Consider the following 21,185-nt stretch of genomic DNA (forward strand, 5'->3'; position numbering starts at 1 on the left):
ATGAATTTCATCGACAATCCCGGCAAGCTCCGTGGGTTCGAAAAGCAAGTCAAGGTCGAGAAGGTCTCACGCCGCAGCATCCTGAAGGGGCTCGGCATCACTGGCGGCTTCGTGCTCGCCGCCCCCGTGATGACGCGCCAGGCATTTGCATATGAGACCGGCGCCGGAAAGATGCCGCACGGCGTCGTGGTCGATCCGCGCGTCTTCGTTTCGGTCGCACCTGATGGCATCGTCACCATCGTCGGACACCGTTCCGAAATGGGCACCGGCGTGCGCACCAGCCTGCCGTTGATCGTGGCCGAGGAGATGGAAGCCGACTGGTCCAGGGTCAAGGTGCAGCAGGCCCATGGCGACGAGGTGAAGTTCGGCAACCAGGATACCGACGGCTCGCGCAGCACGCGGCATTATCTGCTTCCGATGCGCCAGATCGGCGCTTCGGCCCGCACCATGCTGGAGCAGGCCGCGGCGAAGCGCTGGGGCGTGCCGGCGACCGAGGTCAAGGCCGTCAATCACGAGGTCGTCCACAGCGCCAGCGGCCGCAAGCTCGGCTTCGGCGAGCTTGCCGCTGATGCCGCCAAGGAAGCGGTGCCCGCGATCGAAGGTCTCAAGCTCAAGGACGCCAAGGACTTCCGCTATTTGACCAAGGGCCAGATCGGCATCGTCGATCTCCACGACATCACCACCGGCAAGGCGCGTTACGGCGCCGATGTGCGGCTTCCCGGCATGAAATATGCTGTGATCGCACGCCCTCCGGTGACCGGCGGCAAGCTGGTCTCGTTCGATCCAGACGCGGCGTTGAAGGTCCCGGGCGTCGAGAAGGTGATGAAGGTCCAGGGATGGCCGTGGCCGTCGAAGTTCCAGCCGCTCGGCGGCGTCGCGGTGATCGCCCGCAACACCGGCGCGGCGATCAAGGGTCGCAACGCATTGAAGCTGGTCTGGGACGACGGCGCCAACGGCAAGTACGACTCGGTCGCCTTCCGCAAGGAGCTCGAGGAGGCCTCGCGCAAGCCGGGCCTCGTCGTGCGCCAGGAGGGCGATGCGGATGCGGCCTTGAAGGGCGCCGACAAGGTCATCGTCGGCGAGTACTACATCCCGCATCTTGCTCATGTCAGCATGGAACCGCCGGTGGCGGTCGCCGACGTCAAGGGTGACAAGGCGGAGATCTGGGCGCCGGTGCAGAGCCCGGGCGGAACCCGTGACGACGTCGCCAAGACGCTCGGCATTCCCGAAGGCAACGTCACCGTCAACGTGACCCTGCTCGGCGGCGGGTTCGGCCGTAAGTCGAAATGCGACTATGCGCTCGAGGCCGCCCTGCTGTCGAAGGAGCTCGGCGCGCCGGTGAAGGTGCAGTGGACGCGGGAGGACGACATCCAGAACGGCTTCCTGCACACCGTCTCGGCCGAGCGGATCGAGGCCGGCCTCGACAAGAGCGGCAAGGTGATCGCCTGGCGCCACCGCAGCGTGGCGCCCAGCATCGCCTCGACCTTTGCCGCCGGCACGGTGCACCAGGCGCCGTTCGAGATCGGCATGGGTCTCGCCGACATGCCGTTCGAGATCGCCAACATCTCCTGCGAGAATCCGGAAGCAGCCGCGCATACCCGCATCGGCTGGTTCCGTTCGGTCTCGAACATTCCGCGCGCCTTCGCCGTGCAGTCGATGGTCGGCGAGATCGCGCAAGCGACAGGGCGCGACCAGAAAGACATGCTGCTCGAGCTGATCGGCTCGCCCCGCATCGTCAAGCCGAACGTGAAGGACCTCTGGAACTACGGTGAGCCCCAGGACAGCTACCCGATCGACACCGCGCGCCTGCGCCAGGTGGTCGAACTGGTCGCCGAAAAGGGCGAATGGGGCCGCAAGGTGCCGAAGGGCCACGGTCTCGGCATTGCCGTGCACCGCAGCTTTGTCAGCTATATCGCGACCATCGTCGAGGTCGCCGTCGACGACAAGGGCAAGCTGTCGGTGCCAAGGGTCGATACCGCGATCGATTGCGGCACCTATGTCAACCCCGAGCGTATCGCGTCGCAGATCGAGGGCGCCGCGATCATGGGGCTGAGCCTCGCCAAATACGGCGAGATCAGCTTCAAGGACGGCAAGGTGCAGCAGAAGAATTTTGACGACTTCCAGGTCGTCAGGATCGACGAATCTCCTGTCGTGACGAACGTCTACATCGTGCCGCCCAATTCAGACACGCCACCGAGCGGTGTCGGCGAGCCCGGTGTCCCACCATTTGCGCCGGCGCTGATCAATGCGATCTTCGCGGCGACGGGAAAACGCATCCGCTCGCTGCCGATCGGTAAGCAATTGGAGGCGTGAGACGGAACAGCGGCGCGAGACGGAACACAAGCCGTCTCGCGCCGTTTCCATCGATCTGACAGGAGCAGATCGATGACCAACATCTCAAAGGCGCTCGCAGTGTCGCTGTCGGGCGCCTTTCTTTTGACGGCCGCAGGCGCGTTCGCCCAGGGCAACACGACGCCGCCGACCACGGCCACGCGCCCCGCCACGCCCGACCAGAACTCGCTGCCGAACGCCAACGCCCCGCCCGCCTCGACCACGCAGACCACGGGCCAGCACAATCCCGATCCCAAGGTTCAGGAGATGAACCAGAAGGAAAAGGACAAGGTGGAGCGGACGGGGAAGTAGGAACAAGAATGCGGCGGACGTTGCCGTCCGCCGCATTCGCCACCCCCCTGCTGCTCCGCCTTCTCTCGATCCGCCCGCGGAGCTACTTCTTGAGCGCGAACACCCAGACCACGCCGCCTTGCGGCACATTGGCCTCGATGCCGATGTTGTTGGTCACCAGTGCATCCTGGATGCGCTGGGCGTCCACGCCCCATCCCGACTGGATCGCGATGTATTGGGTGCCGTCGATCTCATAGGAAACCGGCATGCCCATGATGCCGGAGTTGGTCTTCTGCTCCCAGAGCAGCTCACCGGTCTTGGCGTTGAAGGCGCGGAAGTTGCGGTCATTGGTGCCGCCGACGAAGATGAGATCGCCTGCGGTTGCCGTCACCGAGCCGAACAGCTGCGACTTCGGGAAGTTGTGCTGCCACACCTTCTTGCCCGTCGCAGGATCCCAGGCCTGCAGCTCGCCGAAATGGTCGGCGCCCGGCTTCGTCTTCAAGCCGATGTCCTCCGGCTTGGTGCCGAGCCAGAGCTCGCCGGGCTTGAGGGCGACCTTCTCGCCAGTGAAGCCGCCGCAGAAATTCTCGTTGGCGGGCACGTAGACGAGACCCGTCTTCTGGCTGTACGCCGCCGACGGCCAGTCCTTGCCGCCCCACAGCGACGGGCAGAACTCGACGCGCTTGCCGATCACCGGCTTGTGCGCGGGATCGACGATCGGCTTGCCGCTCTCGGGCTCGATGCCCTTCCAGACGTCGGTGGAGACGAACGGCCAGCCGGCGACGTAGTTGATCTTGGTTGGCGTGCGCTCGAGTATCCAGAAGATCGCATCGCGCCCCGGATGGACCAGGCTCTTGATGTTGCGGCCGTCGCGCTGCAGGTCGATCAGCATCGGCGCCTCGACCTCGTCCCAGTCCCAGGAATCGTTCTGGTGATACTGGTGATGGGTCTTGATCTTGCCGGTGTTTGGATCGAGCGCGAGCACCGAGGAGGTGTAGAGATTGTCGCCTGGATGGGTCTCGCCGGGCCACGGCGCGGCGTTGCCGACGCCCCAATAGATCGTCTTGGTGTCCTTGTCGTAATTGCCGGTCATCCAGGCCGAGCCGCCGCCGTTCTTCCAGTCGTCGCCCTGCCAGGTCTCATGGCCCGGCTCGCCTTCGCCGGGAATGGTGAAGGTCCGCCACAGCTCCTTGCCGTCCTTGGCGTCATAGGCGGCGACGTAGCCGCGCACGCCGAACTCGCCGCCGGAGCCGCCGACGATGACCTTGCCGTCGACGATCAGCGGCATCAGGGTCATGTACTGGCCCTTCTTGTAGTCCTGCACCTTGGTGTCCCACACCACCTTGCCGGTCTTGGCATCGAGCGCGACGACGTGGTCGTCGGTGGTGGCGAGATAGAGCTTGTCCTCCCAGAGGCCGACGCCGCGGCTGGTCGGGTGCAGCTGGAACAGATCGTCGGGAAGCTGCCGCTTGTAGCGCCAGTATTCGTCGCCGGTCTTCGCGTTTAGCGCGATCACCTGCCCCATCGGGGTCGCCACGAACATGACGCCGTTGTTGACGATCGGCGGCGCCTCGTGGCCTTCGACGACGCCGGTGGCGAAGGTCCAGACCGGCGTGAGATTCTTCACATTGGAGGTGTTGATCTGGTCGAGCGGGCTGTAGCCGTGGCCGTCATAGGTGCGCCGATAGAGCATCCAGTTGCTTGGCTCTGGATTCTCCAGCCGCTGCGCGGTGACCGGCGAATAACTCTCGATCGGGCCAGCCGTGGCGGCGGTCGAAGCCAGGCAGGCAAAAGCGACGAAGCCGGACAGGTACCATTGCTTCCTGGTCATGAAAGTTTTCATGGACGTTCCCCTTTTTCATCCGTTTGAATTCTTGTGTTGAATTCTTGTCGTTCGTCCCGCCGTCCGCCCATCGGCGGATGCGGCCTCTCGTGACGCGGGCATATCCCGCACCGTCCATCATCCCGGCTGCGCGCCACCTACCTTTCCGATGAAGTTGCCGGCGACACTGAGTGAGCCGTCAGCGAGCGCCAGCGGCAGCGCGGCGAGCCGTCGCGGCGCCGGCCCGAACACCACCTGTGCGCTCGCACGAGGATCGTATTCGGAGTTGTGACACATGCACTTGAACACCTCCTTGTCACCGACATCGCTCTTCACCCAGGCGGTGACGGGACAGCCCGCATGAGCGCAAATCGCCGAATAGGCGATGATGCCGTCGACGGCGCGCTCGCGCGTCTTGTCGTCGAGCTCGGCGGGATCAAGCCGGATGATCAGGATCTCGTTGAGCCGGGAGGCGCTGCGCACCACCGATGTCTTGGGATCCTTCGGCCAGGCATGCACCGGCGGCCCGCCGGCGGGCAGGTCGGCCGCGGTGATGAGCTTCCCCTCCTTGTCGCCTTCGGAGAAGACGAGCACATCGCCTTTCTGGGGCCGCTCGTCGGACCCAGGCGGATCTTCGTCCGCGCGTGCGTGCGCGGAACAACCAAGGCAGGCGGTGGTGGCGATTGCGCCAAGCAGGATCGTTCGCCGCGTCTGCTCGGCGCGCGCGTCGGCTTCAGGTTCCGTGGTGCTCTCGGAAGATGAGGAATTGGTCGTGAACGATGCGCGGGACATGTCCACAAGCAGGCGCTGGAACTCTGCCGAAAACAAGGCGGAGAATTGGCGCCGCAGTGCATCAATATGGCTTTGCTCGCTTTGATTGAGCGACAATGAACGTATTCAAACGCGTTTTCACAAATTCAACATCACGCCGCGCGATCGGCATGATGATTTTGCAGATCAGACCGATGATGTCGGAATTGGTGCAGCGCGCTACCCATTGCGGTGCGCAAACGCCGCGCGATGCATCTGCATATTTTGCGGGCAGCGGGTCGTGTCGTCAGGACCTGAGCACGTGGCGCGGCGCGGCGATAGAACCGGCGACGGTCGCCGATGCCATTTCAAAACTGTCGGCGATGCGACGCGCCTTGTCGATGAACAGCGCAGCCGCCGGCGGTGGGCAGACCTCGCGCGCGGTCTGCTCGAACAGATCGAGCCAGCGATCGAAATGATTGCCCGTCAGGCTCAGCGGCAGATGCGCCCGCATCGGCGAGCCGTGATAGCGGCCGCTCATCAGCACGACCGAGGACCAGAAATCCTTGAGCTTGGCGAGATGCTCGTCCCAGTTCTGCACGACGCGGAACACCGGCCCCAGCTCAGCATCCTCGCGCACGCGTCCGTAGAAGCGGGTGACGAGTTCCCCGATCATCTCCTCGCTGATCCCGGTCCGCTCGATCGCATCCTGGGTCAACAGGTTCCGCCGCGCGGCCGCCGCCTCGCGCTCGGCCTTCAGTCGATCCGACATATGCTCAGTGTCCGTTCCGTTGTTCCCGCGGGGCCGCCCGTTCGACATTGTCGGGCCAATTGCGCGTGTCGTCTTTGTCACAGCGCAAAGTGCGGGATCCGGCGGCGGGCGCGATCAGGCCCGCCGCCGGCCGCCCTGATCAGGCGCTATAGCTGTAGAAGCCCTGTCCGGTCTTGCGACCGAGATGGCCGGCATCGACCATCTCTTTCAGCAGCGGCGCCGGCCGGTATTTGGGGTCGTTGAAGCCCTTGTAAAAGACCTCCATCACCGAAAGCATGGTGTCGAGCCCGACGAGGTCGGCCAGGGCCAGCGGTCCGATCGGATGGTTGCAGCCGAGCTTCATGCCGGCGTCGATCTCCTCCGCCGTCGCGATTCCCTCCTGGAGCGCGAAGATCGCCTCGTTGATCATCGGGCACAGGATGCGGTTGACGGCGAAGCCCGGGCTGTTCTTGGCGGTGATCGCCACCTTGCCGACGCGCTTGGCAAAATCGAGCGCCTTGGCATGGGTGTCGTCGGAGGTCTGCAGGCCGCGGATCAACTCCAGCAGCGCCATCACCGGCACAGGATTGAAGAAGTGCATGCCGATGAAGCGGTCGGGCCGATCGGTCGCGGCAGCAAGCTTGGTGATCGAGATCGACGAGGTGTTGGTCGCAACCAGCGTGCGCGGCGACAGCGTCGCGCAGAGGTCCTTCAGGATCTTGACCTTGAGCTCCTCGTTCTCGGTGGCGGCCTCGATGACGAGGTCGCAATCCGACAACTTGGCCCGGTCGGTGGTGCCGGTGATGCGCTTGAGCGTCGCCTCGCGATCGGCCGCCGACATCTTCTCCTTCTTGACCAGGCGCTCGAGGCTGCCACCGACGGTCGAGAGCCCGCGGTTCACGGCCGCATCGGAAATGTCGACCATCACGACCGAGAGCCCGGCCGCCGCGCAGATCTGCGCGATGCCGTTCCCCATGGTCCCTGCCCCGATGATGCCAACGGTCTGGATCATTGCCTCATATCCTTCTCATCCTTGCGGGCGTGCCGGCACGGCACGGCCCATTGTTCCTGCGTCAGGGTCTAGCACCGCCGGCGGGCGGCGGCGACCTGATCCGCCCTCTCCTTAAAGCATCCATGGCCGGAATAAAGCCGCCGCCGGGCCCGAAAAGGCCCGATTTGGCCGCCCGGCGGCGATTTGCCCCGAATCCCGCCTCGCCCCGCCCGGAAGCCTCGCGGCGGGTGGACGGCTGCTCCAACGCGCTTCGGCCGTCGTCGATTTACATCAATCGGATGACGCGGCGCCGCGACCGGCGTGATGAGGTTGAGGCGCAATGGCCCGCGCGAATGCCTCGCGGCGCGATTGTGAGATCGACCACATCGGCCTCAAGTCCACCCCGTTAGCATTGCGCACATGAAGAAACATATTGCACTCCCCATCGTCCTCGCCGTCCTGCTCGTCGCAACCCAAGGCCTGGCAGCCGAGATCAAAGGAGCCGGCTCAACCTTCGTGGCGCCGGTGATGACGAAATGGACCAACGCATACAAGGCGAAGACCGGGAACGGCGTCAGCTATCAAGCGGTCGGCTCGAGCACCGGCCTCAGCCTGATCAAGACCGACGCCGTCGATTTCGGGACCAGCGACATGCCGCTCGGCCCAAAGGAGCTCGACAGGCTCGGCCTGATGCAATTCCCGATCGTGATCGGAGGCGTCGTCCCCGTGGTCAATATCGACGGCGTCAAGCCCGGCCAGATCCGCTTCACCGGGCAGGTGCTCGCTGACATCTACCTCGGCAAGCTCAAATCCTGGAACGATCCGGCGATCGCGGCGATCAATCCCGAGATCAGCTTGCCGAAGGTCCCGATCACGGTGGTCCATCGCATCGACGGCTCCGGCACCACATTCAACTGGTCGAACTATCTTTCGAAGGTCAGTCCGCAATGGCAGAGAAGCGTGGGCGAAGGCACGTCGGTCGAGTGGCCGCTCGGCCTCGGCGGCCGGGGCAATGACGGCGTCGCCTCGCTCGTCGGTCTCATTCCCGGCGCGATCGGCTATCTCGAATACACCCACGCGCTGCAACGCCTCGACAAGATTTCCTTCGGCATCGTGCAGAACAGCGCCGGCAATTACGTGGTGCCCGACGCCGCATCATTCCAGGCCGCAGCATCGAGCGCGAACTGGAAGGCGGAGCAGGATTTTCACCTGGTCCTCACCGACGCGCCCCGCGAAGACGCCTACCCGATCACGGCCACGACCTTCGTGCTGATGCCGAAGACAGCAAAACATCCGGAGCGCTCCGCGGCCGTCATCGACTTCGTCCGCTGGTCACTCGAGAACGGCAAGTCCGAGGCCCAGACGCTCAACTACGTTCCGCTCCCTCCCGCCTTGATTGAGCAGATCGAGCGCTATTGGCGGGAGAGCATTGCGACGGCTTCGACGGTTTCGGCATCGGCCACTGGCAAGCGTTGATGCCGAACAGGCCGCGTCCTCCCGCCCGCGGCGTTGAATTCCAGCCGAATTGGGTTTGCAAACTGCTCCACGTGAGTATTCTGTGATCGGCCTGCTGCGAGGAAAGCCCCTCCTGCCGCAGGCCAAGCACAAGTGCCTGCGGAACGCGATCGCACCACCGCATTGCACTGCGCACCTCGCAGGAAATCGTCCGTGAAGCGCCTCCCCATTCCCGACACCAACGCCCCCGCGGCACTCCGGCCGGCGCCGACGCCCAGGCTCGGATGAACGATTTCACCCAATCCATTGGCGCTGCGTTCTCGCTCATCGGCGAAGCCGACGCCGAGCTGCTCGGCATCGTCGCATTGTCGGTTCGCGTGAGCCTGACCGCGAGCGTCACTGCCCTCATGATCGGCGCACCCATCGGGGCCTTGCTCGCGATCACCCGTTTCCGCGGGCGACAGGTGATCATCGTCCTGACCAATGCGCTGCTCGGGCTTCCACCTGTCGTGGTCGGGCTCGCGCTCTATCTTCTGCTGTCGCGGTCGGGCCCGCTCGGAGTGGCCGGACTGTTGTTCACGCCGGCCGCCATGGTGATCGCCCAGACGTTGCTCGCCACACCGATCGTGGTGGCGCTTGTGCACCGGCCCGCAAGCCTCTTGTGGGCGGAGTACGGCGATCTCGCACGGATCGACGGCCTGTCGGCCTTCCGCAGCATGGCGCTCCTGTTCGCGCTCGGCCGGACCTCGCTGCTGACGGCGTTTCTCGCGGCCTTCGGGCGCGCCATCGCCGAAGTCGGCGCCATCATCATCGTCGGCGGCAACATCCGCGGCTTCACGCGCACGATGACGACCGCGATCGCACTGGAGACCAGCAAGGGCGACCTGCCACTGGCCCTCGGCCTCGGACTGATCCTGCTCGCGCTCAGCGTGGTGGTGTCGACCGTGGCCTTCGTGCTAGTGGGACGCGTTGGGGAAAAATAGCTGCTCGCCGCCGACCTTGTAGCCGGCGATCGCGTCCTGCCCCTTCGAGGAGACGAGCCAGTCGACGAAGGCCTGCCCGTCCTTCGTTCTCACGTTCGGGTGCTTCTCGGGATTGACCAGCATGACGCCGTACTGGTTGAACAGCCGCTTGTCGCCTTCGGTCAGGATGGCGAGTTCGCCTCGGTTCTTGAATGACAGCCAGGTGCCGCGGTCCGACAGCAGATACGCGTTTGACGACGAGGCCATATTCAGTGCCGGGCCCATGCCCTGACCGATCTCCCGGTACCAATCGTCCTTGCCGGCACTGAGATCGACGCCGGCCTCTTTCCAGAGTCTCAACTCGGCCGCGTGCGTGCCGGACTTGTCGCCGCGCGAAATGAACGGCGCCTTGGCCGCTGCGATCTTGCGCAGCGCATCCGTGACGTCCTTGCCACCGGCGATCCTGGCGGGATCGCTCTTCGGGCCGATGATGACGAAGTCGTTGTACATGACGTCGAAGCGCTTCACGCCCTGCCCTTCCGACATGAACTTGTCCTCTGCGACCCTGTCGTGGACGAACACCACGTCGGCATCGCCCCGCCGTCCGATGTCCAGCGCCTGACCGGTGCCGACGGCGACGACCTTCACGCTCACGCCCGCGGCCTTCTCGAACAGCGGCAGCAGATAGCCGAACAGGCCCGATTGTTCCGTCGACGTGGTGGAGGCCACCGTGATGGTGCGATCCTGCGCCGATGCGATGGTGGACCAGAGCAGAACCGCTCCGATCGCGACTATCCGTTTCATGTCTCGTCCTTGCAGAAGATGCCGGGTGTTCCAAGCTACCCCGCGCGAACGACGCTGGGAACCCTACATTCGGCACAACCCTCTCGGTCTGCAGCGTGGTTGGTCAGGAACGTCCTTTCCGCGCGGAGGTTGTTTTGACGACCAACCCAAGAGGAGAAACGAGATGAAGAAGATCATCTTGGCATCGGCATGCATCGTGGCGCTGGCGACCGGTGGCGCCTTCGCGCAGACACAACCCGCGCCAGGCGCGTCCGGTCAGGGCGACGTCGGCCCCTCATCGCGAGGCCCCGCGACCAAAGGCATGACCACCGGCCGTGCGTCGAACATGCAGAACGAGGCGAGCGACAGCAAGGGAGCGCAGCAACCATCGGCCGGCGGCACCAACATCAACAACATGGGCAGCCAGGCCGGAGGCGGCGCGGGCACCGGTCCCGGCTCCGGCAAATAGTCGGACGATCGAAAATCACGGGGGGATCATCGTCCCCTTCCGCGGACCGAGAGGCGTCGGTCAACGGCCGGGACAATATCTCATCACGCGGCGGACGCCCTGCGGTTCCGGCTCTTTCATCCACTCGACCTTCCAGGCCAGCCAAAGCTTGTCGTCGTCGATGACATACGCAAAGGACGACGTCGAAAAGCCTCTGTCATTGCGAACCGTGACCTCGCCGCAGACGACCTCGACCACGCGGCCCTCAGGGTCGGACGCCGGGCTGGTCCAGGACACGTGGATCTCCGCATTGGGCGGAATGAGGTGAGCGGCAATCTTCGGTGTCAATTCGTCCGCAAGCGCCGGCGCGCTGATGAACGCGGCAAAGACCGCAGCCAGACAGATCTTGTGGATCACGTTTCCTTCTCCTTCGCTTTCGAAGGCGAGCGTGACTGTTTCGGCACGGCCGTACTGTGGTTGCGATCACATTGACCGGTCATACCGTAGAATCCACGACGATCACCGGCCTCGCGGCGACGGCTGACCCGTCACCCGGTCACCACCACGCGCACCAGACGTCGCTGATGTTCTGCAATTGGTCTCACCTGCATTGACAGGGGTGCGACGGGCGGGGCAGTTTTTCACATTGCTGGCGAATCAGCGATTGCCTCACGCCGAGTACCTCTTGGACAACTCCTAGTGCTTTCGAGACTGATATCGTTGCTGCGCCGTATCCCGGCGGTGAAATGGGCATTCACCCGGCTTCGGCCCGCGCCGCATGACGGCAGCCTTGACGCCACGCCGGTCGCCGCAGACGTCTCGCCCGTCATCGCCGAAGATATTGTGGCTGAGAGCATTGCGGCCCAAGACGTGGCGGCTCCGGACGCCACGGCCCAAGACGCGACAGCCCGAGACACGACAGCCCAAGCCAGCGCGGCAAAACGCACTGAGGTCGAAGACCTTGCGGAATCCGACTCGACCGACACCCGCGAAATCAGCGCGATTTTAGTGCACGACGATGCCGAGATCGCGGCCTCCACTCCCTCCGCCCAGGATGATCCCGCGATCTCCGTCATCGCGGAGAGCCCGCCGGCGGCGCCAACCGATGCCAGCGACGAGTCTTCCCGAGAAGCACCGTCCAGCACCGAGCCGGTTGCGGCCGCCGAGGAGGAGGCTCCGGTCGCGGCCGCCGAGATCGAGACCGTGGCGGAAGATGCTCCCGCCCCGGTCATCAGCACCGATACCGATTCTGTTGTGGGGATCTCGGCAAAGGTCGCGTCGCTCGACGCGGAGCCCGTCGATGTCGTTAGCGAAGCGATCGACGCCGCCGACCTCGTCATCAGCAGCGATCCATTCCCGGCCGAAGCCGAGCCCGTCGTCACGGCGGAGGCATCACCCTCGCCCGTCGAGATCGAGAGTGCGCCGCTTGACGTCCCTGCCCTCGTGGTCGCCGATAGTCATTCCACCGACGTCACGGTGGACGTTGAGCCGACCGCGGACGAGCCGTGCATCGCGTCTGCCGATGCCGAAGTTCTGGCAGAGGCCGCCCTTGAGGATCATCTCGACAGCGCTTCCTCACCGGGCGAAGCGGTGGCCGTCGAGCCGGCTGCTGCGGATGTTGCCCCTGCCGTCGCCGCGGTGGTCGTACAACACGGTTCCATGGATGCAGCCAGCGTCGTCACCGACATCGCGCCGGCTCCGGCCCTCGTGTCGCCGTCCCCGGAGGTCCGCGGCGCATCGAAGGTTCGTGCAAGACCGGTTGAGCCTGCCGATCGTACCGCGTTGATCCGGCAGCGCTGGGCGGAAAGCGGGATCAGGATGTGGAATCCGCGCCTGCACGGCACCGGTGAAGCCACGCTGAACATCCAGGGCAGCGTCGGGCTGCTGCCGCCCGCGCCCGGCGAGACGATGCCGCGCTACGACAAGCTGGAATTCAAGCTGCTCGGCGGACAGATCATCTGTGAGGGCGTCATCGTCGAGGCCCCCGCGCAGGCGAGCCATCGCAGTTTCACGCGGCTCGCCGAGCCTGGGAAACCCGAGCGCGCCCGCGAGCCGGCGCGCGAACGCCAGGCCGCTCTCGCCTGATCCTTTCTCCTGCGACCACCGTCCGCATTGTGCTAGGCTGTTATCCCGACATGGGAGATCGCCTATGCGCGCAAACCCGTTGCTTCTGGTCGTGATCGCCGCCCTCTGCATCTCACAGCCGGCCATCGCTGCGGGCAAACGGCCGCGTGATGCAGTCGCCGCCGTTCCCGCGACCGATGCAGCCACGCCCTACAAGACCGATCGGCTCTCGTCCTCGCGCGGAGAGTCGATCCTCAACACGCCCGGCCAGACCACCGTGCTGACGCGGCAGGTCCTGGACGACATGAAGGCGACCAGTCTGCGGGATGCCATGCGCTCGACCGCCGGGGTGACGATCGGGCGCTAGACTCGCGCGCCGCCGACACCAAACGCGCCGATACTCCCACGCGGCCAATGATTTTTCTTGCGAATGCAAGGTTGTTGCCCTGAACGCCGGCCACGACGTAACTTGAACACCGCTCGGGCCACGATGCCCGCGCCCGATGAAAACGACAAGAACACTGTGGGAGGCAAACTATGAGAAGACTGACGGCCGCGCTATGCGCACTGACCCTGCTCTCGACCGGCACGCAGGCGCAAACCATCAAGGATTTTCTGGCGGCTGCGATGCAGAAATGGACGGCGCCGTTCGAGCCGTTCCAGCTCATCGGCAACATCTACTATGTCGGGACCGAAGGCATTGCCGTCTACGTCATCAAGACATCGCAGGGCCTGATCCTGATGGACACGGCGATGCCCCAGTCGACCGGCATGATCAAGGACAACATCGCCAAGCTCGGCTTCAAGGTCGCCGACATCAAGATCGTCCTCAACTCGCATGCGCATCTCGATCACACCGGCGGTTTCGCCGAGATCAAGAAGGAGACCGGTGCGCAGCTCGTGGCCGGCGAGCGAGACAAGCCGCTGCTCGAAGGCGGCTACTATCCCGGTGACGAGAAGAACGAGGATCTCACTTTCCCGCCGGTGAAGGTCGACCGTGTCGTGAAGGAAGGCGACAAGGTCACGCTCGGCGACACCACGCTCATCGCGCATGCAACGCCCGGCCACTCGCCTGGCTGCACGAGCTGGGAGATGACCGTCAAGGACGGCGACCAGAGCCGCGAGGTGCTGTTCTTCTGCAGCGGCACGGTGGCGCTGAACAGACTGGTCGGCCAGCCGACCTATCCCGGCATCATCGACGACTACCGGTCGACCTATGCCAAGGTGAAAGCGATGAAGATCGACGTGCTGCTCGGGCCACACCCGGAGGTCTATGGCATGCAGGCCAAGCGGGCGCAGATGAAGGACGGCGCGCCGAACCCGTTCGTCAAACCGGGCGAGCTTGCCAGCTATGCGACCGGCCTGTCGGAGGAATTCGACAAGCAACTCGCCAAGCAGACCGCGGCGCTGGAAAAGAAGTAGCCGCCGTCGGATACGGCCTGGCACCTCTTCCCGACAGGGGAGAGGTGCGGCATGACGTTGCGCCGGCGCAGATGGTTAGCAAAGCGTAGCGGTGGCTCTGCGGCATCTCGCAGCTGATACTGCTCGCGTCCGCAGCCTCATATCGTTAACACGGCCTCACCAATGCACGCGGCCGGACCCTGATGCGGCAGCGCGCAACCCGCACTCGTCTTTGCTCACGGAACTCGTCTAACGAGCCCTTTACCCCCGCTGTGCAAGATCCCTCCCGTTTTGAAGGGATCCGGGGCGCGTATTGCAATGCCTGTTGTCAATTTCAAGTCTCATATCGCCGCCGCAATGCGGCTGTTTCGCGTTCCGGCCGACAATCCGGATCTGATGCGCGCGCAGTTCGACGCCTTCTCCAAGCAGGTCCCGCTGCTCTACTTCATCCTGATGAGCAACACGATCGCCGTCGCCTACACCTATGTGAACGTGGCGCCGGACTGGCTGACGATGATCGTGCCGAGCGTGCTGACCGTGCTCGCAGGCCTGCGAACCTATTGGTGGCTGCGCCAGCGTCACCTCGTGCGCAGCGACGCCGACATCCTGCGCAATCTGCGCACCACCAACTGGCTGACCCTGCCGATCGGCGCCGGCTTCACCGCCTGGTCCTTCGCGCTCTACCCCTATGGCGATCCCTTCGCCAAGAGCCAGGTCGCCTTCTACATGGCGGTCACCGTGATCGGCTGCATCTTTTCGCTGATGCATCTGCGCTCCGCGGCGCTGATCGTGACGCTGATCGTCGACGTGCCCTACGTGCTGTTCTTCTTCGCCACGGGCGAGCCGACGCTGAAGGCGATCGCCGTCAACAACCTGCTGGTGTCCGGCGCGATGGTGACGGTGCTGTTCATCTATTACCGCGACTTCGCCGACCTCGTCGCCAGCCGCAAGTCGCTGCTCGCGCAGCAGGCGGCGACGCAGGCGCTCTCGGACGAGAACTTCCGCCTCGCCAATCTCGATTCCCTCACCGAGCTGCCGAACCGCCGCCGCTTCTTCGCCGAATTGTCGAGCGCCTTTGCCGATGCCGAGCGCAGGCACGTTCGCGTTGCCGTCGGCATCATCGACCTCGACGGCTTCAAGCCGATCAATGACAATTACGGCCACTCGGTCGGCGACCGCGTCCTGATCGAGGCGGGCAAGCGCATCCGCGAGGTCTGCGAGGGTTTTGGTCCGCAGCGCGTGGAGTTCGCCCGGCTCGGCGGTGACGAGTTCGGCCTCGTCGTCTGCGGCGACCCCGAGGACACGGACCTGATGCGGCTCGGCGAACGCATCGGCAGCCAGGTCAAGCTGCCCTACCAGCTCGACACCGCCCATACCGGACTGTCCTGCTCGATCGGCTTCGCCTTGTTCCCGGACTCCGCAACGACGTCGGAAGCGCTCTATGAATGCGCCGACTACGCGCTCTACCACGCCAAGCGCCATCAGCGCGGCCACACCGTGATCTTCTCGAGTGAGCTCGAGGCCGAAATCCGCAGCCGCGGCGTCATCGAGAACCTGCTGCGCACCTCCGATTTTGGCGCCGAGATGGAGCTGGTGTTTCAGCCGATCGTCGATGCCGTGAGCGAGCACACCGCGGGTTTCGAGACCCTGGCACGCTGGAATAGCCCTCGTCTCGGCTGGGTCTCTCCCGCCGACTTCATTCCCGCCGCAGAGCGCATCGGCCTGATCCGCCCCCTGACGCAGGCGCTGCTGGCGCGCGCGCTCGCGACGGCCAGAACCTGGCCCGACCATATCCGCCTGTCGTTCAACCTCTCCGCCCACGACGTCTGCGCTGCCGAAGGCATATTGCCGCTGATCTCGATCATCGAGAAAAGCGGCCTGTCGCCCCGCCGCATCGACTTCGAGATCACCGAGACGGCCGTCACCTTCGATTTTGCGCGCGCGCAGCAATCGATCGCGACGCTGAAGGCGATGGGCTGCGGCATTTCGCTCGACGATTTCGGCACCGGCTATTCGTCGCTGAGCCACGTGCACCGGCTGCCGCTCGACAAGATCAAGGTCGATCGCAGCTTCGTCGCCGAGATCAACGAGAACCCGGTCAGCCACAAGATCATCAAATCGCTCGCGGGCCTCTGCGACGACATGGAGATCGCCTGCGTCGTCGAAGGCGTCGAGACCAGCGCCCAGCTCGACAGCCTGCGCCGGCTCGGCTGCGAATTCATCCAGGGCTACCATTTCGCAAAGCCCATGCCGGCCGATGCGATCGCCGACTATCTGGCGAACGAACGCCTGCGCCTTGACGATCCCGAGGCCAAGGTGGTGGCTTGACCTCAGACCGCGCAGTAGCGCTCCTGGATGTCCTTGTCCGCCAGCAGCGCCGCAGCGCTGCTCTGGTGCACGACTTCGCCCTGATCGATGATCACCGCGCGGTCGGCCAGCCGCAACGCCCATTCGACGTTCTGCTCCACCAGCAGCAGCGTCCTGCCCTCGTCGCGCAGGCGGCGGAACAGCATACCCATCTCCTCGACGAGCACGGGCATGATGCCTTCCGAGGGCTCGTCGAGCAGGATCATCCTGGGCTTGGCGATCAGCGCGCGGGCGATCGCCAGCATCTGCTGCTCGCCGCCCGAGAGCGTGACGCCTTCCTGGTCGAGGCGCTCCTTCAGGCGCGGGAAGGTTTCGGCGATCTCGTCGATCGCCGCCCGTTCCTCGATGCCGCTGCCAGCCGCGACGAGGCCGAGCCGGAGATTCTCGCGCACCGACAGGCCGGGAACGATGCGCCGCTCTTCGGGCACGTAGGCAAGACCAAGGTGGTAGCGCTGATGGGCGCGCAGCGGCAGCAGCTCCGTGCCCGCAAAGCGCACCCGCCCCTCGGCCTTCGGCATCAGGCCCATCATCGCCCGCAAGGTCGTGGTCTTGCCGGCGCCATTGCGGCCGACCAGGGCGACCACCTCGCCCTCGTTCACGTGCAGCGAGATGCCGTGCAGGATGTGGCTCGCGCCATACCAGGCGTGGAGATTCTCGATTTCGAGCAATGCAGTCTCAGCCATAGCCTTCACTCTGTCCGAGATAGACCCGGCGGACCTCCGGATTGCTCCTGATCTCGGCGGGCGCGCCGTCCGCCAGGAGTCGGCCGTGATGCAGCACCACGACGCGCTTGGACAGGCCCAGAACCATCTTCATCTTGTGCTCCACCAGGAGCACGGTGCGCTTGTCGGCGAGCCGCTCCAGCAGCGCGACCATGTCCTTGGTCTCTTCCGGCCCCATGCCGGCGGTCGGCTCGTCGAGCAGCAGCAGTTCCGGTTCGGAGACCAGTGCGATCGCGATCTCCAGCGCGCGCTGCTGGCCGTGGGAGAGGAATTTCGCCAATTCGCTGCGCCTGGCGAGCAGCCCGACCGCCTCGAGCGCCGCGTCGGCCCGCGCATGCAGCTCGGTCAGCCGCGTGCGGTTACGCCAGATGTCGTAGCTCACGGTCAGCGCCTGCGCCGCGACTCGAACGTTCTCGTGCACCGACAGGTCCGGAAAAATGTTGGTGATCTGGTAGGAGCGCGAGATGCCCTGATGCACGAAGCGGTGCTGCGGCAGGCCGTTCAGCTCGCGTCCCCTGAAGTGCAGCTTGCCCGAGGTCGGGGTCAGCGCGCCCGAGAGGATGTTGAAAAACGTGCTCTTGCCGGCGCCGTTCGGCCCGATGATCGAGGTGAGCTGTCCCGCCGCGAACGACACGGTGATGCCTTCGAGCGCGACGAAGCCGCCGAAGCGTTTGCCGATCCCTTCGGCGCGAAGCAGTTCGCCGCTCATGGCCGCGCCTTTCCGACGCCGATGACATCCAGCAGCGTGCCCCAGATGCCCTTGGGCAGGAACAGCACGAACAGCACGAAGATCGCGCCGACGACAATCTGCCAATGCGGCGTCCAGAGCGAGATGACGTCCTCCAGGATCAGGAAGCTCGCCGCGCCGACGAAGGGCCCGAAGAAGCTGCGGGCGCCGCCGAGCAGCACCATCATCACGATCATGCCCGAGGTCTGGTAATGCAGGATGTCCAACGGCACGATCGACAGATGCAGCGCCAGCATGCAGCCGCCGAGCGAGGAGATGGCGCCCGACAGCATGAACACGACCAGCTTGCTCCGCTCGACGTCATAGCCGCAGGCCCGCGCACGCTGCTCGTTCTCGCGGATCGCCTCGATGACGGCTCCGAACGGCGAGTTCAGGATGCGCGACTGAAACCACATCGCGAGCGCAGCGAGGGCCATCAGCACGTAATATTTGTTGACGGGATCGAGGAAATTGACCTGGAGGCCGAACAGGCTGATGCGATCGACGGTGAAGCCGCGCAGGCCGTTCTCGCCGCCAGTGAAGGACGCCGCCTGCAGCGCGACATAATAGACCAGCTGGGCCAAAGCGAGCGTCACCATGGAGAAATAGATGCCGCGGGTCCGCGTCGAGACGATGCCGATCGCGGCGGCGAGGCAGGTGCTGAGGAATACTGCGATCGGCACCGCCGCGAACCACGGCACGCCATAGCGGCCGATCGCAATGCCGGTGAAATAGGCCCCTGCGCCGAAGAACGCCGCCTGGCCAAACGACAGCAGCCCGGTGTAACCGAACAAGAGATTGTAGCCCATCACCACGACGCCGTAGATCAGGACGTTGACCGCGAGCGCCTTGGACGGCAGCAGCCACGGCAACAGGGCCAGCACGACGATCGAGAGCAGCACGCGGTGGTCGAGAATCCGGCCGAGCCCGCTTGGCGCAGGCTTGGCGATGACCTCGCCGCTCGATGGTGACGTCACGCCGTCCTCCCTCTCACGCCGAACAGGCCTTGCGGGCGGATCAGAAGCACCACCGCCATCAGTGCGAACATGACGATGGTCGCCATTTCAGGGGCGAAGAGCGCCACCATGCTGATGGAGATGCCAACCATGAGGCCGGCCACAACCGCCCCGACGATCGAGCCGAGGCCACCGATCACGGTCACCACGAAGGCTTCCGCGAGCACGAGCGAGCCCATCTCCGGATTGACGCTGCGCATGGGCCCCGCGAGCACGCCCCCGAGCGCGGCAAGCCCGACGCCTAGTCCGAAGATCGCAAGCCAGACCCGTCCGATGTCGACACCGAGCACCTGCATGATGGTGGGATCGCGCGCACCCGCGCGCACGATCAGGCCGATGCGGGTCTTCTCCAGGGTCAGCCAGAGCACCAGCAACACCACGGCCACCAGCGCGATGACGAACAGGCGGTAGCGCGGGAAGAAGCCGATACCAAGATCGAGCACGCCGATCAGCTGCGGCGGGGTCGGAAACGGAATGCCGTCGCTGCCGAACACGATGCGCACGCCCTCGACCAGGATGTAGCTGAGGCCGAAGGTGAGCAGCAACGGATCGTCGATCGAGCGTCCATAGAGCCTGCGGATCAGGACGAACTCGATCAGCATGCCGAAGGCACCGATCAGGATCGGCGCCAGCAGCAATCCCCACCAGAAGCTGCCGGTGAGCGATGCCAGATACAGCCCCGCATAGGCGCCGATCATGAACAGCGCGCCATGGGCGAAATTCACCACCCCGAGCATGCCGAACACGATCGTCAGTCCGAGCGCAGTGATCACGAGAACCGCCCCAAGGGCGATCCCGGAGAGAAGCTGCATGATGATCAGCGACAGGTCCATCGGCCAGGCTTCAGGTGGCGTGGCCGAGCTCGCTGCAACTGCGCAGCATGTCGTCCGAGCCGGTGTCGTTGGCGAGAATGGCAAACAGGTCGTTGTCGTTGGCCATGGCGGACTTCTTCTTGGATTCCAGCACCAGCACCGACTGCACCGACTGATGGTCGCATTTGCGGTAGTGCTGCGGGCCCTTGGTCAGATCATATTGCAGCTTCTCCAGCGCATCGACGACCTTGTCGGTGTCGGTGCCGCCGGCGGCCTGCATCGCGGCCAGCAGGGAGCCGACGCCGGAGTAGCCGTAGGCACCGTAATCGGTCGGGATCGCGCCGCCATTGGCGGCCTTGAACGCCGCGTTGAACGCGCCTGCCGACTTGCTCTGCGCCTCCAGGCCCCAATAATAATTGGCGCCGCCGACCACGCCCTCGAACACGTCGGGACCGACCGCCAGCCGCTGATTGTGCAGAATGACCGGCACGACGATCTTCATCTGCTGCTTGACGCCGAAATCCACCGCCTGCTTGATCGCATTGGCCTGGTCGCGGCCGAAATTGGAGATGCACAGCACATCCGGCCGCATCGACATCAGGCGCGGCATGAAGGTGGAGTAATCCGCCGCGCCAAACGGATGCAGGATCTCGCCGACATTGTCCGCGCCGATCGCAGCCTGCGCGCGCTTGAAGCCGCGCAGCATCTCATGGCCATAGGCATAGTCGGCGACGAGATGGGCGACCTTCATGCCCTTCTTCAGGGTCTGCCGCGCCACCGCCGCCGTCGTCATGTGCGGGTTCAGGGCTTCGTGGAAGGTATATTTGCTGAAGTCCTTGGCTTCGTTGATGGTGTCGGACTGGCTGATGGATACGTAGATCACGCCGCGGGCGCGGGTGACCTCGTTGACCGCGAGCTGCACGGCGCTGGAGAGCGCGCCGACCACGGCATGAACCTTGTCCTTCTCGATCAGCTCGAGCGTACGGGTCGCGGCCTCGCCGGCATTGAGCTTGTCGTCGCGCACGAGCAGCTCGACCTTGCGGCCGCCGATGCCGCCCCTGTCGTTGACGAGCTTGACGGCGAGCTCGGCGCATTTGACCTGATCGCGTGCCTCCGCGGCGAACGGGCCGGTGAGCGGCGTCGGGAAGCCGATCCGGATCGTCTCGTCTGCGGCGCGGCCCAGGCGAGGCATGGCGAGCAGCGCCGCGCCGGCCGAGAGGCCGGCGAGCGCGGTGCGGCGGGTTATCTTCGACGTTGAGCCGGATTTGGACATGATTTCCTCCAATTGTCTTTTTCTAGAAACGCTTCAGGGCTTTCAGGACTTTGGCGGGCGTGATCGGGATCGAATTGATCGTCGCACCGAACGGCGCGAGCGCATCGTTGACGGCATTGAGCACGCAGGCCGAGGCCGCCGCGGTGCCCGCTTCGCCAACGCCCTTGGCACCAAGAACGGTGTCAGCAGTCGGCGTCTCGACATGGGCGATCGCGATGT

The 21,185-nt window shown here is 64.8% G+C and carries 20 protein-coding genes and 1 tRNA gene; 9 read left to right on the top strand and 12 right to left on the bottom strand.

The window, feature by feature from the left end; all coding sequences use genetic code 11:
• Window positions 1-2,313: a xanthine dehydrogenase family protein molybdopterin-binding subunit gene (locus UNPF46_RS26930; protein WP_142252011.1), complete on the top strand. Its 2,313-nt coding sequence runs from the start codon at window positions 1-3 to the stop codon at window positions 2,311-2,313.
• Window positions 2,314-2,385: 72 nt separating this feature from the next.
• Entirely contained in the window at window positions 2,386-2,643 is a 258-nt protein-coding gene (locus UNPF46_RS26935) for a hypothetical protein (RefSeq protein ID WP_100175473.1), read from the top strand.
• A gap of 82 nt (window positions 2,644-2,725) precedes the next feature.
• Here UNPF46_RS26935 and UNPF46_RS26940 read toward each other — a convergent pair whose 3' ends face one another.
• From UNPF46_RS26940 to UNPF46_RS26955, 4 genes are all read right to left on the bottom strand, one after another.
• Complete coding sequence (locus UNPF46_RS26940; RefSeq protein WP_142252043.1) at window positions 2,726-4,453, bottom strand: methanol/ethanol family PQQ-dependent dehydrogenase; 1,728 nt, start codon at window positions 4,451-4,453, stop codon at window positions 2,726-2,728.
• 129 nt (window positions 4,454-4,582) lie between these two features.
• Window positions 4,583-5,236: a QcrA and Rieske domain-containing protein gene (locus UNPF46_RS26945; RefSeq protein WP_100180991.1), complete on the bottom strand. Its 654-nt coding sequence runs from the start codon at window positions 5,234-5,236 to the stop codon at window positions 4,583-4,585.
• Between the two features lie 265 nt (window positions 5,237-5,501).
• Window positions 5,502-5,966, bottom strand: a complete 465-nt coding sequence (locus UNPF46_RS26950) for a group III truncated hemoglobin (RefSeq protein WP_142252012.1) — start codon at window positions 5,964-5,966, stop codon at window positions 5,502-5,504.
• Between the two features lie 139 nt (window positions 5,967-6,105).
• Window positions 6,106-6,957, bottom strand: a complete 852-nt coding sequence (locus UNPF46_RS26955; protein ID WP_100175475.1) for a 3-hydroxybutyryl-CoA dehydrogenase — start codon at window positions 6,955-6,957, stop codon at window positions 6,106-6,108.
• A 399-nt stretch (window positions 6,958-7,356) separates the two neighbouring features.
• Here UNPF46_RS26955 and pstS point away from each other — a divergent pair, with 399 nt between their 5' ends.
• Together pstS and UNPF46_RS26965 are read left to right on the top strand one after the other, a co-directional pair.
• On the top strand, window positions 7,357-8,412 hold the full coding sequence (pstS, locus tag UNPF46_RS26960) for a phosphate ABC transporter substrate-binding protein PstS (RefSeq protein WP_142252013.1): 1,056 nt from the start codon (window positions 7,357-7,359) through the stop codon (window positions 8,410-8,412).
• Between the two features lie 263 nt (window positions 8,413-8,675).
• Window positions 8,676-9,374 (top strand): ABC transporter permease, encoded by a 699-nt coding sequence (locus tag UNPF46_RS26965; protein WP_142252014.1) that lies wholly within the window; start codon window positions 8,676-8,678, stop codon window positions 9,372-9,374.
• On the opposite strand, the gene UNPF46_RS26970 is transcribed toward UNPF46_RS26965, so the two are convergent.
• The gene (locus UNPF46_RS26970) at window positions 9,348-10,157 is read right to left on the bottom strand and encodes an ABC transporter substrate-binding protein (RefSeq protein ID WP_100175478.1); all 810 of its coding nucleotides are present in this window, start codon (window positions 10,155-10,157) and stop codon (window positions 9,348-9,350) included. The genes UNPF46_RS26965 and UNPF46_RS26970 overlap by 27 nt on opposite strands.
• Before the next feature lie 163 nt (window positions 10,158-10,320).
• Here UNPF46_RS26970 and UNPF46_RS26975 point away from each other — a divergent pair, with 163 nt between their 5' ends.
• Entirely contained in the window at window positions 10,321-10,605 is a 285-nt protein-coding gene (locus tag UNPF46_RS26975; RefSeq protein ID WP_142252015.1) for a hypothetical protein, read from the top strand.
• A gap of 60 nt (window positions 10,606-10,665) precedes the next feature.
• Here UNPF46_RS26975 and UNPF46_RS26980 read toward each other — a convergent pair whose 3' ends face one another.
• Window positions 10,666-11,001, bottom strand: coding sequence for a hypothetical protein (locus UNPF46_RS26980; RefSeq protein ID WP_100175480.1), 336 nt, complete (start codon window positions 10,999-11,001; stop codon window positions 10,666-10,668).
• 303 nt (window positions 11,002-11,304) lie between these two features.
• Here UNPF46_RS26980 and UNPF46_RS26985 point away from each other — a divergent pair, with 303 nt between their 5' ends.
• From UNPF46_RS26985 to UNPF46_RS27000, 4 genes are all read left to right on the top strand, one after another.
• The gene (locus tag UNPF46_RS26985; RefSeq protein ID WP_142252016.1) at window positions 11,305-12,669 is read left to right on the top strand and encodes a hypothetical protein; all 1,365 of its coding nucleotides are present in this window, start codon (window positions 11,305-11,307) and stop codon (window positions 12,667-12,669) included.
• Between the two features lie 64 nt (window positions 12,670-12,733).
• The gene (locus UNPF46_RS26990) at window positions 12,734-13,015 is read left to right on the top strand and encodes a TonB-dependent receptor plug domain-containing protein (RefSeq protein ID WP_142252017.1); all 282 of its coding nucleotides are present in this window, start codon (window positions 12,734-12,736) and stop codon (window positions 13,013-13,015) included.
• Between the two features lie 170 nt (window positions 13,016-13,185).
• Window positions 13,186-14,070, top strand: a complete 885-nt coding sequence (gene blaBJP / locus UNPF46_RS26995; RefSeq protein WP_142252018.1) for a BJP family subclass B3 metallo-beta-lactamase — start codon at window positions 13,186-13,188, stop codon at window positions 14,068-14,070.
• A 297-nt stretch (window positions 14,071-14,367) separates the two neighbouring features.
• The gene (locus UNPF46_RS27000; protein ID WP_181770130.1) at window positions 14,368-16,377 is read left to right on the top strand and encodes a putative bifunctional diguanylate cyclase/phosphodiesterase; all 2,010 of its coding nucleotides are present in this window, start codon (window positions 14,368-14,370) and stop codon (window positions 16,375-16,377) included.
• Window positions 16,378-16,379: 2 nt separating this feature from the next.
• Here UNPF46_RS27000 and UNPF46_RS27005 read toward each other — a convergent pair whose 3' ends face one another.
• The 6 genes from UNPF46_RS27005 to UNPF46_RS37690 form a co-directional block, all read right to left on the bottom strand.
• Window positions 16,380-17,099: an ABC transporter ATP-binding protein gene (locus tag UNPF46_RS27005; protein ID WP_142252020.1), complete on the bottom strand. Its 720-nt coding sequence runs from the start codon at window positions 17,097-17,099 to the stop codon at window positions 16,380-16,382.
• The gene (locus tag UNPF46_RS27010) at window positions 17,092-17,847 is read right to left on the bottom strand and encodes an ABC transporter ATP-binding protein (RefSeq protein WP_142252021.1); all 756 of its coding nucleotides are present in this window, start codon (window positions 17,845-17,847) and stop codon (window positions 17,092-17,094) included. Before UNPF46_RS27010 ends, UNPF46_RS27005 begins: the two co-directional genes overlap by 8 nt.
• Complete coding sequence (locus UNPF46_RS27015; protein WP_142252022.1) at window positions 17,844-18,842, bottom strand: branched-chain amino acid ABC transporter permease; 999 nt, start codon at window positions 18,840-18,842, stop codon at window positions 17,844-17,846. The genes UNPF46_RS27010 and UNPF46_RS27015 overlap by 4 nt, the downstream gene beginning before the upstream one ends.
• Window positions 18,839-19,714 carry a branched-chain amino acid ABC transporter permease gene (locus UNPF46_RS27020; RefSeq protein ID WP_142252023.1) on the bottom strand — a complete coding sequence of 292 codons (876 nt, stop codon included), beginning with the start codon at window positions 19,712-19,714 and terminating at the stop codon, window positions 18,839-18,841. Before UNPF46_RS27020 ends, UNPF46_RS27015 begins: the two co-directional genes overlap by 4 nt.
• A gap of 10 nt (window positions 19,715-19,724) precedes the next feature.
• Window positions 19,725-20,966: an ABC transporter substrate-binding protein gene (locus tag UNPF46_RS27025; protein WP_142252024.1), complete on the bottom strand. Its 1,242-nt coding sequence runs from the start codon at window positions 20,964-20,966 to the stop codon at window positions 19,725-19,727.
• A 51-nt stretch (window positions 20,967-21,017) separates the two neighbouring features.
• Window positions 21,018-21,130, bottom strand: a tRNA-OTHER gene (locus UNPF46_RS37690).
• Window positions 21,131-21,185 lie beyond the last annotated feature (55 nt).

Source organism: Bradyrhizobium sp. UNPF46 (genome assembly GCF_006658625.1).
Lineage (GTDB): Bacteria > Pseudomonadota > Alphaproteobacteria > Rhizobiales > Xanthobacteraceae > Bradyrhizobium > Bradyrhizobium nitroreducens.